The 14,045-nt window shown below is 41.1% G+C and carries 11 protein-coding genes and 1 other annotated feature; of the genes, 10 read left to right on the plus strand and 1 reads right to left on the minus strand.

The annotated features are described in order from the left end of the window. The 9 genes from HMPREF9960_RS07960 to HMPREF9960_RS08000 all read left to right on the plus strand — a co-directional run bounded on the left by HMPREF9960_RS07960 (position 1) and on the right by HMPREF9960_RS08000 (position 10,806). The gene (locus HMPREF9960_RS07960; protein ID WP_005590800.1) at positions 1 to 276 is read left to right on the plus strand and encodes a YggT family protein; all 276 of its coding nucleotides are present in this window, start codon (positions 1 to 3) and stop codon (positions 274 to 276) included. After that, positions 270 to 1,055 (plus strand): YlmH family RNA-binding protein, encoded by a 786-nt coding sequence (locus HMPREF9960_RS07965; protein ID WP_005590799.1) that lies wholly within the window; start codon positions 270 to 272, stop codon positions 1,053 to 1,055. The genes HMPREF9960_RS07960 and HMPREF9960_RS07965 overlap by 7 nt, the downstream gene beginning before the upstream one ends. 9 nt (positions 1,056 to 1,064) lie before the next feature. Next, positions 1,065 to 1,850, plus strand: a complete 786-nt coding sequence (locus HMPREF9960_RS07970) for a DivIVA domain-containing protein (RefSeq protein WP_005590798.1) — start codon at positions 1,065 to 1,067, stop codon at positions 1,848 to 1,850. Next, positions 1,847 to 2,050 (plus strand) — a binding site (T-box leader). Its footprint overlaps the gene before it by 4 nt. 52 nt (positions 2,051 to 2,102) lie before the next feature. After that, positions 2,103 to 4,895 (plus strand): isoleucine--tRNA ligase, encoded by a 2,793-nt coding sequence (ileS, locus tag HMPREF9960_RS07975; protein ID WP_005590797.1) that lies wholly within the window; start codon positions 2,103 to 2,105, stop codon positions 4,893 to 4,895. A 193-nt stretch (positions 4,896 to 5,088) separates the two neighbouring features. Beyond that, complete coding sequence (locus HMPREF9960_RS07980) at positions 5,089 to 5,532, plus strand: NUDIX domain-containing protein (protein ID WP_005590796.1); 444 nt, start codon at positions 5,089 to 5,091, stop codon at positions 5,530 to 5,532. A gap of 108 nt (positions 5,533 to 5,640) precedes the next feature. After that, positions 5,641 to 5,943: a DUF1827 family protein gene (locus tag HMPREF9960_RS07985; protein WP_005590795.1), complete on the plus strand. Its 303-nt coding sequence runs from the start codon at positions 5,641 to 5,643 to the stop codon at positions 5,941 to 5,943. Between the two features lie 273 nt (positions 5,944 to 6,216). Then, on the plus strand, positions 6,217 to 7,341 hold the full coding sequence (locus tag HMPREF9960_RS07990) for an AI-2E family transporter (RefSeq protein WP_005592432.1): 1,125 nt from the start codon (positions 6,217 to 6,219) through the stop codon (positions 7,339 to 7,341). Positions 7,342 to 7,728: 387 nt separating this feature from the next. After that, on the plus strand, positions 7,729 to 9,375 hold the full coding sequence (locus HMPREF9960_RS07995; RefSeq protein WP_005590793.1) for a phosphoenolpyruvate carboxykinase (ATP): 1,647 nt from the start codon (positions 7,729 to 7,731) through the stop codon (positions 9,373 to 9,375). 90 nt (positions 9,376 to 9,465) lie between these two features. Next, a complete protein-coding gene (locus HMPREF9960_RS08000) occupies positions 9,466 to 10,806 on the plus strand; it encodes a hemolysin family protein (RefSeq protein ID WP_005590792.1) in 1,341 nt (446 codons plus the stop codon). 354 nt (positions 10,807 to 11,160) lie between these two features. Here HMPREF9960_RS08000 and treR read toward each other — a convergent pair whose 3' ends face one another. After that, positions 11,161 to 11,874: a trehalose operon repressor gene (gene treR, locus HMPREF9960_RS08005; protein WP_005590790.1), complete on the minus strand. Its 714-nt coding sequence runs from the start codon at positions 11,872 to 11,874 to the stop codon at positions 11,161 to 11,163. 186 nt (positions 11,875 to 12,060) lie between these two features. On the opposite strand from treR, the gene treP reads away from it, so the two are divergent. After that, positions 12,061 to 14,028, plus strand: coding sequence for a PTS system trehalose-specific EIIBC component (treP, locus tag HMPREF9960_RS08010; protein ID WP_005590789.1), 1,968 nt, complete (start codon positions 12,061 to 12,063; stop codon positions 14,026 to 14,028). Positions 14,029 to 14,045: the final 17 nt, after the last annotated feature.

The following is a 14,045-nucleotide window of genomic DNA, read 5'->3' on the forward strand; positions in this document are numbered from 1 at the left end:
ATGATTTATTTTATTTTAAAATTAGTTTCTAATCTAATTGATCTTTACTCCCTTCTCGTCTTCATCTATGCACTCTTGTCTTGGTTCCCTGGAGCTTACCAAACAGCCCTAGGAAGGCTTGTCGGTTCTCTGGTTGAACCATTTTTGCGTTTATTCCGCAGGTTACCTTTGCAGTTTGGTAGATTAGACTTTACTGTTCTGGTGGCACTTTTTGCCTTGAGAGTGCTTGATACCTTATTTCTACACTTCCTCGCTTCCTTGTTATTGCTATGGTAAACAATATCTATCAGCATTTTTCTCAGGATGATCAAGATTTTCTGGATAAAAGCATGGAATTGCTTCAAAGAGTAGAAAATCAATATAGCTATGAGACGACTGCTTTTTTGAATCCTCATCAGGTCAATATTCTCAAAAATTTGAGTAAGCAATATGATGTGCAAGTATTTGCTAGTTCAGATTATTTTCCAAGTGAGTTTGCTAAAGTGTTGATTGCACCTAGCTATTATCAATTAGAACTCGAAGATTTTGATGTGGTCTTGCTAGAGATTACCTATGCAAGTAAGTTCTACAAGGTAACTCATTCACAAATTATGGGAACTCTTTTGCATCAGCTAGGAATTGAGAGGCGGACGTTTGGCGATATCATCGTCGTGGATGACCGTGCACAAGTATTTGTGGATAGAAGATTAGAAGAATATTTCATTACGAATGTTTCTAAAATAGCTAAAGTTCCAGTTCGGCTAAGAAGAGTTGATTTCAAAGATCAGTTACAAGATGCACCGGTGACTAAAACAACAGATGTTTTGGTCTCTAGTCTCAGATTGGATAAGCTGGTAGCGACAGTCTTTAAATTATCACGTAGTCAAGCTGTGGAACTAATCATGGGGAAGCAGGTAAAGCAGAACTACAGAACCATTGATAACCCTAGTCACCAGCTCTCTCTGGGGGATTTGATTAGCGTTAGGAAATATGGAAGATTTAAGATTTTAACAGAAAATGGTTTTTCCAAAAACGGGAAGCATAAACTAACAGTTGAATTATTACCTAGCAAATAAGGAGGAAATATGGCACTAACATCATTAGATATTAGAGATAAAGCTTTTTCGACCAAATTTAGAGGGTATGATATTGATGAAGTTGAAGAATTTCTTGATATCATTGTCAATGATTATGAGGAGCTAATCCGCGAGAATCATGAGAAAGAAGCAAAAATCCGCAATCTTGAAGAGCGCCTAATTTATTTTGATGAAATGAAAGATTCGCTTAGTCAGTCCGTTTTGATTGCGCAAGACACAGCAGAGCGGGTCAAACAAGCAGCGCAAGAACGTTCCGGAAATATTGTGCAGCAAGCAGAGCAAGATGCGCAACGCTTGTTAGATAGAGCCAAGTATAAGGCTAATGATATTCTTCGTCAGGCAACAGACAATGCTAAGAGAGTGGCTGTTGAAACAGAAGAATTGAAAAATAAAACGCGTGTCTTCCATCAACGTCTTAAATCGACAATTGAAAGTCAGCTAAGTATTGTTGATTCTCAAGATTGGGAAGACATTCTTCGCCCGACTGCTACCTATCTTCAAACTAGTGATGAAGCCTTTAAAATGGTAGTTGAAGAAGCGCTTGGAGAAAAAGTCGAGCTAGAGGAAGAAGTGGATGTTACGCGCCAATTCTCACCTGAAGAATTAGCTGAATTGCAAGAACGAATTGAGCAAGCAAATCGAGATTTGGCAGAAACACAGACTCTTCAGACTATAGATGAAGAGCTGATCCAAGCACAACAGAAAGAAATTTTAGAATCTGGAGAACTTTCAGATTTGGATGAAGATTCTAAAGTTCAAGTAGATCTTTTATAAGTGCAGAAACACAAGGCAAATAAAATATTTTCAGCGAGCAGGTGGTGGTGAGAGACCTGTAATCCCTTTTGTTTGATTTATCATTCTGCTTCATCGTTTCTGAATCGAGTAAGAAACGACGTCTGCCTACGTTACAGGCTAAGAGGGACAGGTTTTTTCCTGTCTAAACAAAGGTGGTACCACGAATTTTCGTCCTTTCGGAGAAGTTTGTGGTTTTTTATTTTGAAAATTATAATGGAATAAGGAGACTAAATGAAACTCAAAGAAACCCTGAATCTTGGGAAAACTGCATTTCCAATGCGTGCTGGCTTGCCAAATAAAGAACCAATCTGGCAAAAAGAATGGGAAGAAGCAAAACTTTACCAACGTCGTCAAGAATTAAACCAAGGGAAACCGCATTTCATCTTGCATGATGGACCTCCATATGCAAACGGAAATATCCACGTTGGACACGCGATGAACAAGATTTCTAAAGATATTATTGTTCGTTCAAAATCAATGTCAGGATTTTATGCGCCTTACATCCCAGGTTGGGATACACATGGTCTGCCAATCGAGCAAGTATTGGCAAAACAGGGTGTTAAACGCAAAGAAATGGACTTGGTTGAGTACTTGAAACTTTGCCGTGAGTATGCTCTTTCTCAAGTAGATAAGCAACGAGAAGACTTTAAACGTTTGGGTGTTTCTGGTGACTGGGAAAATCCTTATGTGACCTTGACTCCGGACTATGAAGCGGCTCAAATCCGTGTCTTTGGTGAAATGGCTAAGAAAGGCTATATCTACCGTGGTGCCAAGCCAGTTTACTGGTCATGGTCTTCTGAGTCAGCCCTGGCTGAAGCGGAAATTGAATACCATGACTTGCTTTCAACTTCCCTTTATTATGCCAATCCAGTTAAAGATGGGAAAGGTGTTCTAGATACAGACACCTATATTGTCGTATGGACAACGACTCCATTTACCATCACAGCTTCTCGTGGATTGACAGTTGGAGCAGATATTGACTACGTAGTCGTACAACCTGCTGGCGAAGCTCGTAAGTTTGTGATTGCTGCAGAATTGTTGAACAGCTTGTCTGAGAAATTTGGCTGGGTTGATGTTCAAGTTTTGGCGACCTACCGTGGTCAAGAATTGAACCACATCGTGACAAAGCACCCATGGGATACAGCAGTAGATGAGTTGGTGATCCTTGGTGACCACGTTACGACAGACTCTGGTACAGGTATCGTCCATACAGCGCCTGGTTTTGGTGAGGATGACTACAATGTTGGTGTTGCCAACGGTCTTGAAGTTGCTGTAACAGTTAACGAACGCGGGATTATGATGGCCAATGCAGGTGCTGAGTTCGAAGGTCAATTCTACGACAAGGTTGTACCAACTGTTATCGAGAAACTTGGTAATCTTCTTCTTGCTCAAGAAGAAATTTCTCACTCATATCCATTTGACTGGCGTACGAAAAAACCAATCATCTGGCGTGCAGTTCCACAATGGTTTGCTTCTGTATCTAAATTCCGCCAAGAAATCTTAGACGAAATTGAAAAAGTGAAATTCCACTCAGAATGGGGTAAAGTTCGTCTTTACAACATGATTCGTGATCGTGGCGACTGGGTTATCTCTCGTCAACGTGCTTGGGGAGTTCCGCTTCCTATCTTCTACGCAGAAGACGGCACACCAATCATGACAGCTGAGACCATTGAACATGTGGCTCAACTCTTTGAAGAGCATGGCTCTATTGTCTGGTGGGAACGTGATGCCAAAGACCTCTTGCCAGAAGGATTTACACATCCAGGTTCACCAAATAGCGAGTTTAAGAAAGAAACGGATATCATGGACGTATGGTTTGACTCAGGTTCATCATGGAATGGAGTAGTGGTCAACCGTCCAGAACTCCAATACCCAGCTGACCTCTACCTTGAAGGTTCTGACCAATACCGTGGTTGGTTCAACTCTTCACTCATCACATCTGTTGCCAACCATGGCGTAGCACCATACAAACAAATCTTATCACAAGGATTTGCTCTTGATGGTAAGGGTGAGAAGATGTCTAAATCTCTTGGAAATACCATTGCTCCAAGCGATGTTGAAAAACAATTCGGCGCTGAAATTTTGCGTCTTTGGGTAACAAGTGTTGATTCAAGCAACGACGTGCGTATCTCTGTGGATATCTTGAGCCAAGTTTCTGAAACTTACCGTAAGATCCGTAACACCCTTCGTTTCTTGATTGCCAATACATCTGACTTTAACCCAGCGCAGGACGCAGTCGCTTACGATGAGCTTCGTTCTGTTGATAAGTACATGACTATTCGCTTTAACCAGCTTGTCAAGACCATTCGTGATGCTTATGCTGATTTTGAATTTTTGACAATCTACAAGGCATTGGTGAACTTTATCAACGTTGACTTGTCAGCCTTCTATCTTGACTTCGCTAAAGACGTTGTCTACATCGAAGGTGCGAAATCATTTGAACGTCGCCAAATGCAGACTGTCTTCTATGACATTCTTGTCAAAATCACCAAACTCTTGACACCAATCCTTCCTCACACAGCGGAAGAAATCTGGTCATATCTTGAGTTTGAAGCTGAAGACTTTGTTCAGTTGTCAGAATTGCCAGAAGCTCAAACATTTGCTAACCAGGAAGAAATCTTGGATACCTGGGCAGCTTTCATGGACTTCCGTGGACAAGCTCAAAAAGCTCTGGAAGAAGCTCGTAATGCCAAAGTGATCGGTAAATCACTTGAAGCTCACTTGACTGTTTATCCTAATGAAATCGTGAAAACTCTTCTCGGAGCAGTGGATAGCAATGTAGCTCAACTTTTGATCGTGTCAGAATTGACCATCGCAGAAGGAGCAGCTCCAGAAGGCGCAGTTAGCTTTGAGGATGTTGCCTTCACAGTTGAACGCGCTGCAGGTGAAGTATGTGACCGTTGCCGTCGTATCGATCCAACTACTGCAGACCGTAGCTACCATGCAGTTATTTGTGACCACTGTGCAAGCATCGTAGAAGAAAACTTTGCGGATGCAGTTGCAGAAGGATTTGAAGAAAAATAATCCAGTCTAACATGAATAGGTTTGACTGATGGCTAGTAGAAGAAGTCCCGTCTCAACTGAGGCGGGCTTTTTTACTTGAGAACTAAGGGGCTAAGCTTCCTTGTGAAAGCTGAAAAAATAAGTTCAAACTCTTGACAGGCTAGTATAAGTTATTTATGATAGTAGTAAAGATTAGAAGGAATGAGGAAAGATAATGACCCATCCAGTTTTTGGAGTTCATGAGGAAAATGTCGAGTATGTGACACGCTATGGAGTTTACGCAGTGATTCCGGATGAAAAGAAAGAAAATATCATTTTGGTACAGGCACCTAATGGTGCGTGGTTTCTTCCTGGAGGACAAATGGAAGAAGGAGAGGACCAGCTGGCTACTCTCGAGCGGGAATTGCTGGAAGAGCTTGGCTTTAGCATCCAAGTAGGAGATTACTTTGGCCAGGCGGACGAGTATTTTTATTCTCGCCATCGGGACACGCATTTCTATAATCCTGCCTATATTTACGAAGCCCTTTCTTATCAAGAAGTGGAGAAGCCACTGGAAGACTTTAATAATCTAGCATGGTTTCCTGTAGATCTTGCAATAGAAAAATTGAAACGTGGCAGCCATAAATGGGGAATTGAGCAGTGGAAGCGCAAATATTAGAATAACTAACCTGCTATATGTAAAATGATATAAATTACAGGTAATCGTTCACAATTCCTGAAAAACGTGTTATAATAATAGCGACGATTTAAGGTAGGAGGCAAATGAATGAAGCTTATAAATACGACGAATACCCACGCAGAATTAGTAAAAAATCAGTTGGAAAGCACAGACGCAACGCTTGTAGAAGTTTATTCTGCGGGCAATAGTGATGTTATTTTCACAGAGGCTCCTAGCCATTACGAAATTCTCATTTCAAATAAGCATCGTGCGATACGAGAGCAAGAAATTGAAAAAATTAGAGAATTCTTTTTGAAACGAAAAATTGACCAAAAGAATATTGACGCCTCTGCCATTCGGACGATCTATGCCAATAGTTTGATTGAGATTTCAATCCCGATTAAGGGCTAATCATCTGCTTAAGATTTTAAACTTTTATAGTATTATCAATTGATCATCTGCTTCCTGATGGAAGTGATATCAAAAATCACTTGAAAGACTTTGCTTTTCAGCTCTTGCTTTCAGGTGATTTTTTATTTGTCTGATTTAGATTTTGATGGCGAGATCTTTTCTGACTAGCCAAGTTCTTCGAACTTAATAATGTTTTCGTTTTTCTACTTGATTTTATGAAATCACCTTTATTTTATGATAAATTATGGTAAAATAACTTGGAGGAGAGTAAAGATGTTTCATAAAAGTAAGTTAATGTTTTGGACCAGTGAAGTCTTGCTGCTGACGATTATCTTTTTTATCTGGCGCCAGATGGGAGATATGATTACGCCGGTGGTGAGCGTTATCAATACGATTTTAATTCCTTTTGTTATGGGAGGATTTCTCTACTATATCACAAATCCTTTGGTGACACTGCTCGAAAAAAAGTTGAAAATCAATCGAATTTTTGGGATTTTAATCACTCTTCTCCTACTGTTTGGCCTAGTGACAGTCGGAGTAATCTACCTCTTGCCAATTTTGATCAACCAGCTGTCCAGCTTGATCAACTCGACGCAGAATCTCTATTGGGAAATCCAGAGTTTTGTCAATCAATTATCCAAAAATCCTTTATTTAAGAGTTTAAATATTCAGTCTACTATCCAGCAGCTTAACCTGTCCTATGTAGATATTCTACAAAATATTCTAAATAGTGTTACCAATAGTCTGGGTAGTGTGGTGTCTGCTGTCATCAACACCCTCATGATTCTCATCATGACGCCGATTTTTTTGGTCTACTTCCTAATGGATGGACACAAGCTTTTGCCTATGTTGGAGCGGACAGTTCTCAAGCGCGATAAACTCAATATATCAACTCTCTTGACCAATCTCAATGCGACCGTTGCCCGTTATATCAGTGGTATTTCGATAGATGCCTTGCTGATTGGGACCTTAGCTTATATTGGTTACAGTGTTATTGGACTCAAGTATGCTTTGGTCTTTGCGATTTTTTCAGCTTTGGCTAACTTGATCCCTTATGTAGGTCCTAGTATCGGCTTAATTCCCATGTTGATCACCTACTTTTTTACCGACCCTCATAAAATGCTGGAAGCCTTGATCTATATGTTGATCATCCAGCAGATTGATGGGAATATCCTCTATCCTCGTATTGTTGGGAGCGTTATGAAGGTGCACCCTATTACGATTATGGTTCTCTTGCTTCTTTCAAGTAATATCTATGGTATTATGGGCATGATTGTAGCGATTCCGACCTACTCTATCCTCAAGGAAATCGTGAAATTCCTCGCCAATCTTTATGATAATCACAAAGAAGCTCAGCAGCAAAAGAAGAATGAAGAATTTGGTATTATAAAAAAATAGGAGAGTGGGACAGAAATCGGTAATTCGTTAGAATTCGATTTCGTCGTCTCACCTCCGCACAGTTGAGTAGGGCTGTAAAAGCTGATGAAATCAGCGTAGTAGAGCCCACTCAACCACTGCGTCTTGCTAGACAATCCAAAAACAATTGAGGAGTCTGGGACAAAAAGATTTTAATTTTTAAAAATCTTAATTATTAAGCCCTTCAAATCTATTATTAAATGCAAAAAGCGAACAAAGCAGAATTCTGATTACCAGAAAACTAGTTTTGTCCGCTTTTTATATTTGATTTCGGACTTTTGTCCCAAACTCTTTTTTACTGCATTTTTCATGGTTCATCATTGGATATTTATGCTAAAATAATAGTAATAGCATAAAGGAGGTATCGTTATGGTAACACGTCGTAAATTTTCTCCGCAAGAAATAAGAAAAGATTCTTCTTATTTTTCGCCCTTGAAGACCATTGTAGAGACAGCCTTTTATGAGAATCAGGTGCAGGCAATCAAGACCGTAGAAGAGGCCTATCAACTGGCCTCGGTAGCTGCTGGAACGGTTGTGCTGGACATGCCAGTGATTCATACTAAGGAGCTGGGACTTCCTTCTTATGCCCGCGTTTTATTAACTAACTCGGGGGCTGTTGTCGGCCGAACTGCCAAGGCTAGACGAATTTATGGCAGAGATCGTCAGGAAGATGAGCACTTGCTGTTTCTGGTTCGTAGTGCTGTTTATCAGGCACATCAGAGGACCTTTTATAAGGCAGATGCAGTCGTAGGGCTGGATGAGGACTTCATGGTTTGCGCCCATCTGATGGTGCCTCAGGAAGAAATCAATAATCTCTATTCTTGGCTCTTGAATTTCCAGATTTTGGACGAGGAATTTAAGAACCGCTTACGAGCTTCTAAAAAGTACGAGGAAAATGATATCTTTGTCTTTTTTGACCCTAAATGGAAGCATCCAGACTATCCAGAAGGTTTGGTTTACTTTGATACCAATCATAATTGCGCTGTTATTCTGGGCTTAAATTATTTCGGGGAGCTGAAAAAGGCAACCTTGACTTTGGCTTGGGGAACGGCTGCTAGAAATGGCTATGTTGCCTGCCACGGAGGTCTGAAAATCTTCAAGCAGAAGACGGAAAAAGAAGACTATGTTGCATCTTTCTTTGGGCTATCAGGCTCAGGAAAATCTACATTGACGCATGCTAAACATGACCATAAATATGACATTAAGGTTCTCCATGACGATGCCTTCATTATCTCGGTCAAGGATGGCTCCTCTATTGCCCTCGAACCGTCTTACTTTGACAAGACCAATGACTATCCTACAGGTCATAGTGAGCAGGATTTCTTTGTCACCGTGCAGAACTGTGGAGTGACGCTGGATGAAAATGGGCGGAAAAAGCTAGTAACAGAGGACATCCGTAACGGGAATGGACGGACTGTCAAATCGCGCTTTGCGACTCCAAATCGAGTAGACAGAATTGATGAGCCCATCAACGCTATCTTCTGGATTATGAAAGATGACTCTCTGCCGCCTCTGGTTAAGATCAATGATCCGCTGATGGCTTCCACAATGGGCTGCACCCTGATGACCAAGCGCTCCAATGCCGAGAATGTCACTGGCTTGCACGAAGACCTGGTTATTGAGCCTTATGCCAATCCTTTCCGAGTCTATCCATTGGTGGAAGATTATCGGAAATTCCGTCGTTTATTTGAGTCAGGGGTCGCTTGCTACATTATCAATACTGGTTTTTATATGGGCAAGGGTATATCAAAGGAAGTATCTTTAGATATTATCGAGCAGATTGTAGAGGGAAGGGCTCAATTTAAGCCTTTTGGTCCTTTGGAAGGTTTTGAATACTTGGATTATAAGGGCTATGCTGTTCCAAACTTTGACGACAAATACAGACAGCTCATTCGTGAAAGAATGCAGGTTCGTTTAAACTTTCTATTGGCCTTTAATCAGAAATATCCCAAGACAGCCCTGCCTGTTGGAGCTATTTCCCGGCTAGAAAAAGTCTTGCAGGACTTAGAGGATTAATCTGCAAAACGCTTTCCTATAAATCCTTGTGCACGAATCCCAAAAATATGTTATAATCAAAGATGATTATAATTTTTAGGAGAAGAATCCATGGAAGACCCTGGCAGTCAGAGTATTTTATTGCAAGCAATACTGCTATTTGTTTTAACCTTACTAAATGCCTTTTTCTCAGCTTCTGAGATGGCGATGGTGTCGCTCAATCGAGCTCGCGTCGAGCAAAAAGCCGAGGAAGGCGATGCCAAATATGTTCGTTTATTAAAAGTTCTTGAAAGCCCTAATAACTTTCTGTCAACGATTCAGGTCGGTATCACCGTCATTAATATCCTGTCGGGGGCAAGCTTTGCGGATAATCTAGGGAAAATCTTTGCTTCTTGGATGGGTGATTCCAAGACGGCACATGCAGTTGCTAGTTTCTTGGCTCTTGCCCTCCTTACCTATATTTCTATTGTTTTAGGGGAGCTTTATCCGAAGAGAATCGCTATGAATCTTAAGGATAGTTTGGCTATTCGGACTGCACCAGTGATTATCTTCCTCGGGAAAATTGTCAGTCCTTTCGTCTGGTTGCTTTCAGCCTCTACCAATCTTCTCAGTCAGATGACGCCGATGAAGTTTGATGATGCAGATGAAAAAATGACCCGAGATGAGATTGAGTACATGCTGACCAATAGTGAGGAGACGCTGGATGCAGATGAAATCGAAATGCTGCAGGGGATTTTCTCGCTGGATGAAATGGTGGCGCGTGAACTCATGGTGCCACGGACAGATGCCTTTATGGTTGATATTCAGGATGATACCAAGGAAATCGTTGAAAGTATCCTCAAGCAAAATTTCTCACGAATTCCTGTCTATGATGGCGATAAGGACAATGTGATCGGTTTGATTCATACCAAGCGCTTGCTAAATGAAGCCTTCGCTAATGGATTCGACAATCTAAATCTCCGTAAGATTCTGCAAGAGCCACTCTTTGTCCCTGAAACGATTTTCGTGGATGATTTGCTCAAATCTCTCCGGAATACCCAAAATCAAATGGCGATTCTGCTGGATGAGTATGGTGGTATGGCAGGTCTCGTGACGCTCGAAGACTTGTTGGAAGAAATCGTCGGTGAAATCGAAGATGAAACAGACAAGGTTGCTATAGAGGTTCATGAAATCGGTGAGAATACCTACATTGTTTTAGGAACGATGACCCTCAATGACTTTAATGAATATTTTGAAGTTGAAATCGATAGTGATGATGTGGACACTATTGCTGGTTATTATCTGACTGGTGTTGGAACTATTCCAAATCCAACAGAACGGCTCAGCTATGAAGTTGAAAGCCAGAATAAAAAACTGATTTTGACCAATGACAAGGTTAAAAATGGCCGTGTCACTAAGGTAAAAGTGGAAATATCTGAAATGATTGAAGAAGATGAAGAAGCTGAAAAATAAATTCAGCTTCTTTTGTTTTAAGTTTTCCGCAAGATTTTTATAAGGAATGCTTAAGCTGAAAGTCCTATACTAGTCTCAACAAATAAGAAACGAGGGCAGTCCAATGACATATAAAGTAAAAGTAACCTATCAGAAATCATTCATTCGCTCCAAGTTAAACGAAGCAGCCTAACCAGTACTAGCAATAGAAGCAAGAAATAGATTCTCGTATCAACATTTCATAAATTTTTCATATCATCTCCTAAATATAAAAAACATATAAAACTAAACAACAAACCAAAGAACAGGAAAACTCCTCTGCTCGCTAGATTTTAGCTGACAGAGGAGATTTTTTATGTTTGCTGAATCAAGATTTCATTCTTTCTGCCGAGTAGCAAAGTCCACAAAGCGAAATTTATCTAATTTGTGTCGACTCTCTGTGTATTGAAATTGGCGACCGTCAGCTAGATAGACCTGAGATTTAATGGAAACGACATGTTGGTCTCGGCCGATGTCCAGAAGGATATGGTCTTGGCTACTAACATGATCGATGGTAATTTCTTTTCTGGCATAGGCAATGTTAAGCTTTAAGGTTTCTTCCAAGTAGGAATAGATAGAATGTTCCCCGATTTCTCTGGTCAGATCTGGCACCAAGCTTTTATCTAGATAGTCAATATCCAAGACAGAAGCAATGTTGTCGACCACTCGCTGTCGGACAATGCGCCAAACCAAGCGGTACTCTGGAAAGCCGGTTGTTTTTGAGAGCTTTTTATCTACAGTGATTTTATCAAGGCTGATGACATTGGTCTTGGACTGAAGCTGGTGCTGTGCCACTAATTCTTGATAGCTGGTTAAGTTAGAAACAGGGAAATCTAGTTGTTCCTGTTTGACGACTTTGGAGCCCTGCCCCCGCACTTTCTCAATCAGTCCCTCTTCTTGCAAGAGCGCTAAAGCCTTACGAACCGTATCCCGACTGACTTGGTAGATTTCCATCAGCTGATGTTCACTAGGAAGAAAGTCACCGAACTGGTATTTTTCACCTAAAATATCTCTTTCAAGTTGTTTGAATAATTGTTTGTATTTCTTCATTAATCCCTCTCTTGTATTTTTTTTACCATACAACTATCAAAATTTTAGCAAAAATTTTGTGTTTTTGCAACAAACAAGTTGCATACAAGATTGTTATCGATTACAATTTAGTTTGTAAGCTAGTTAAGAAACTAGCGACATCAAAAATATAAGGAGAGTGCTGGATGATTTCCAGCCACAAGTCAAATGGGAAAATTTGAAAAGGAAGCTAAAGATTTGCTGAAGGTGATTGGCGGCAAAGAGAATGTCACAGCGGTCACTCATTGTGCGACTCGGATGCGTTTCGTACTTGGTGATGAAAAGAAAGCTAATGTTAAGGCCATTGAAGCCATTCCAGTCGTAAAAGGAACCTTTACCAATGCTGGACAGTTCCAAGTCATCATTGGAAATGACGTACCGATTTTTTATAATGATTTCACAGCTGTATCAGGTATCGAAGGTGTTTCCAAAGAAGCAGCCAAGTCAGCAGCTAAGAGTAATCAAAATCCAGTTCAGCGGGTCATGACGACTCTAGCTGAAATCTTCACTCCAATCATTCCAGCCTTGATTGTCGGTGGATTGATCCTCGGCTTTCGGAATGTCCTTGAAGGCGTGCATTGGTCTATGTTGGATGGGAAAACCATCACAGAAGTATCTCAATTCTGGGCTGGGATCAACCATTTCTTGTGGCTTCCAGGTGAAGCGATTTTCCAATTCTTGCCAGTAGGAATCACTTGGTCTGTTTCTCGTAAGATGGGAACTAGTCAAATTCTTGGGATTGTCTTGGGGATCTGTCTGGTGTCACCGCAGCTGCTCAATGCTTACGCAGTAGCATCTACACCAGCAGCTGAAATTGCGAAGGATTGGGTTTGGGATTTCGGCTTCTTCACTGTCAATCGTATTGGTTACCAAGCTCAGGTTATCCCAGCTCTTCTAGCAGGTTTGTCCCTGTCTTATCTAGAAATTTTCTGGCGGAAACGTATTCCAGAAGTAGTGTCTATGATTTTTGTGCCCTTCTTATCATTGATTCCAGCTCTGATTCTGGCTCATACAGTTTTGGGTCCTATCGGGTGGACAATCGGTCAGGGGCTTTCAACGGTCGTTCTTGCAGGTTTAACCGGTCCGGTTAAATGGCTCTTTGGTGCAATTTTTGGTGCGCTTTACGCTCCATTTGTCATCACTGGTCTTCATCATATGACCAATGCGATTGATACTCAGCTAGTGGCTGATGTCGGTGGTACTGGTCTTTGGCCAATGATTGCTCTATCCAATATTGCTCAAGGTTCAGCTGTCTTTGCTTATTATCTTATGAATCGCCATAATGAGCGGGAAGCACAAATTTCCTTGCCAGCTACTATTTCAGCTTATCTCGGTATTACTGAGCCTGCTCTCTTTGGGGTCAATGTCAAGTACATCTATCCATTTGTAGCGGGGATGATTGGTTCATCTATTGCAGGTTTGCTCTCTGTAACCTTTAATATCACGGCCAATGCTATCGGTATTGGTGGTTTGCCAGGAATCCTTTCTATCCAAGCAAAATATATGATTCCATTTGCAGGGGTTATGCTTGTTGCAATCGTTGTACCAATGGCTTTGACCTTCTTCTTCCGCAAAGCAGGATTTTTCACAAAAACGGAAGACGATACAGAACTGCAAGCAGAATTTGCAGCTCAAGAAGAAGCAGAATTCGCTCATCAGGAAACAAAGATTGTCGCACTAGTAGAAATCGTCAGCCCTCTTGCTGGTCAAGTAAAAGAACTCAGTCAGGCAACTGATCCAGTATTTTCATCTGGCGTAATGGGCCAAGGCTTAGTGATTGAGCCAAGTGAAGGTGAGTTAGTGTCACCTGTGAACGGTACGGTGACTGTTCTCTTCCCAACCAAACATGCCGTCGGCATCGTATCGGACGAGGGTGTGGAAATGCTTATGCATATCGGTATGGATACGGTCGGTCTAGACGGCAAGGGCTTTGAAGCCCATATTGAGCAAGGCGATCATGTGACGATTGGACAAAAACTGATTAGCTTCGATATGGATGTCATCAAGGCTGCAGGTCTCGTGACAGAAACACCTATCATTATCACCAACCAGGATGCTTTTGTAGCAGATATAAGTGGAGAGTATCCTAGCCATATCAAACGCGGTGATAAATTGATGACAGCAAAACGCATCTAAAAATACTTAACTCGTGG

It is taken from the genome of Streptococcus cristatus ATCC 51100 (assembly GCF_000222765.1).
GTDB classification, from domain to species: domain Bacteria; phylum Bacillota; class Bacilli; order Lactobacillales; family Streptococcaceae; genus Streptococcus; species Streptococcus cristatus.

Bases quoted from the DNA above. Each gene is read 5' to 3' on its own strand.
- HMPREF9960_RS07960 (WP_005590800.1), top strand. From the start codon at position 1: ATGATTTATTTTATTTTAAAATTAGTTTCTAATCTAATTGATCTTTAC.
- HMPREF9960_RS07965 (WP_005590799.1), top strand. From the start codon at position 270: ATGGTAAACAATATCTATCAGCATTTTTCTCAGGATGATCAAGATTTT.
- HMPREF9960_RS07970 (WP_005590798.1), top strand. From the start codon at position 1,065: ATGGCACTAACATCATTAGATATTAGAGATAAAGCTTTTTCGACCAAA.
- ileS (WP_005590797.1), top strand. From the start codon at position 2,103: ATGAAACTCAAAGAAACCCTGAATCTTGGGAAAACTGCATTTCCAATG.
- HMPREF9960_RS07980 (WP_005590796.1), top strand. From the start codon at position 5,089: ATGACCCATCCAGTTTTTGGAGTTCATGAGGAAAATGTCGAGTATGTG.
- HMPREF9960_RS07985 (WP_005590795.1), top strand. From the start codon at position 5,641: ATGAAGCTTATAAATACGACGAATACCCACGCAGAATTAGTAAAAAAT.
- HMPREF9960_RS07990 (WP_005592432.1), top strand. From the start codon at position 6,217: ATGTTTCATAAAAGTAAGTTAATGTTTTGGACCAGTGAAGTCTTGCTG.
- HMPREF9960_RS07995 (WP_005590793.1), top strand. From the start codon at position 7,729: ATGGTAACACGTCGTAAATTTTCTCCGCAAGAAATAAGAAAAGATTCT.
- HMPREF9960_RS08000 (WP_005590792.1), top strand. From the start codon at position 9,466: ATGGAAGACCCTGGCAGTCAGAGTATTTTATTGCAAGCAATACTGCTA.
- treR (WP_005590790.1), bottom strand. From the start codon at position 11,874: ATGAAGAAATACAAACAATTATTCAAACAACTTGAAAGAGATATTTTA.
- treP (WP_005590789.1), top strand. From the start codon at position 12,061: ATGGGAAAATTTGAAAAGGAAGCTAAAGATTTGCTGAAGGTGATTGGC.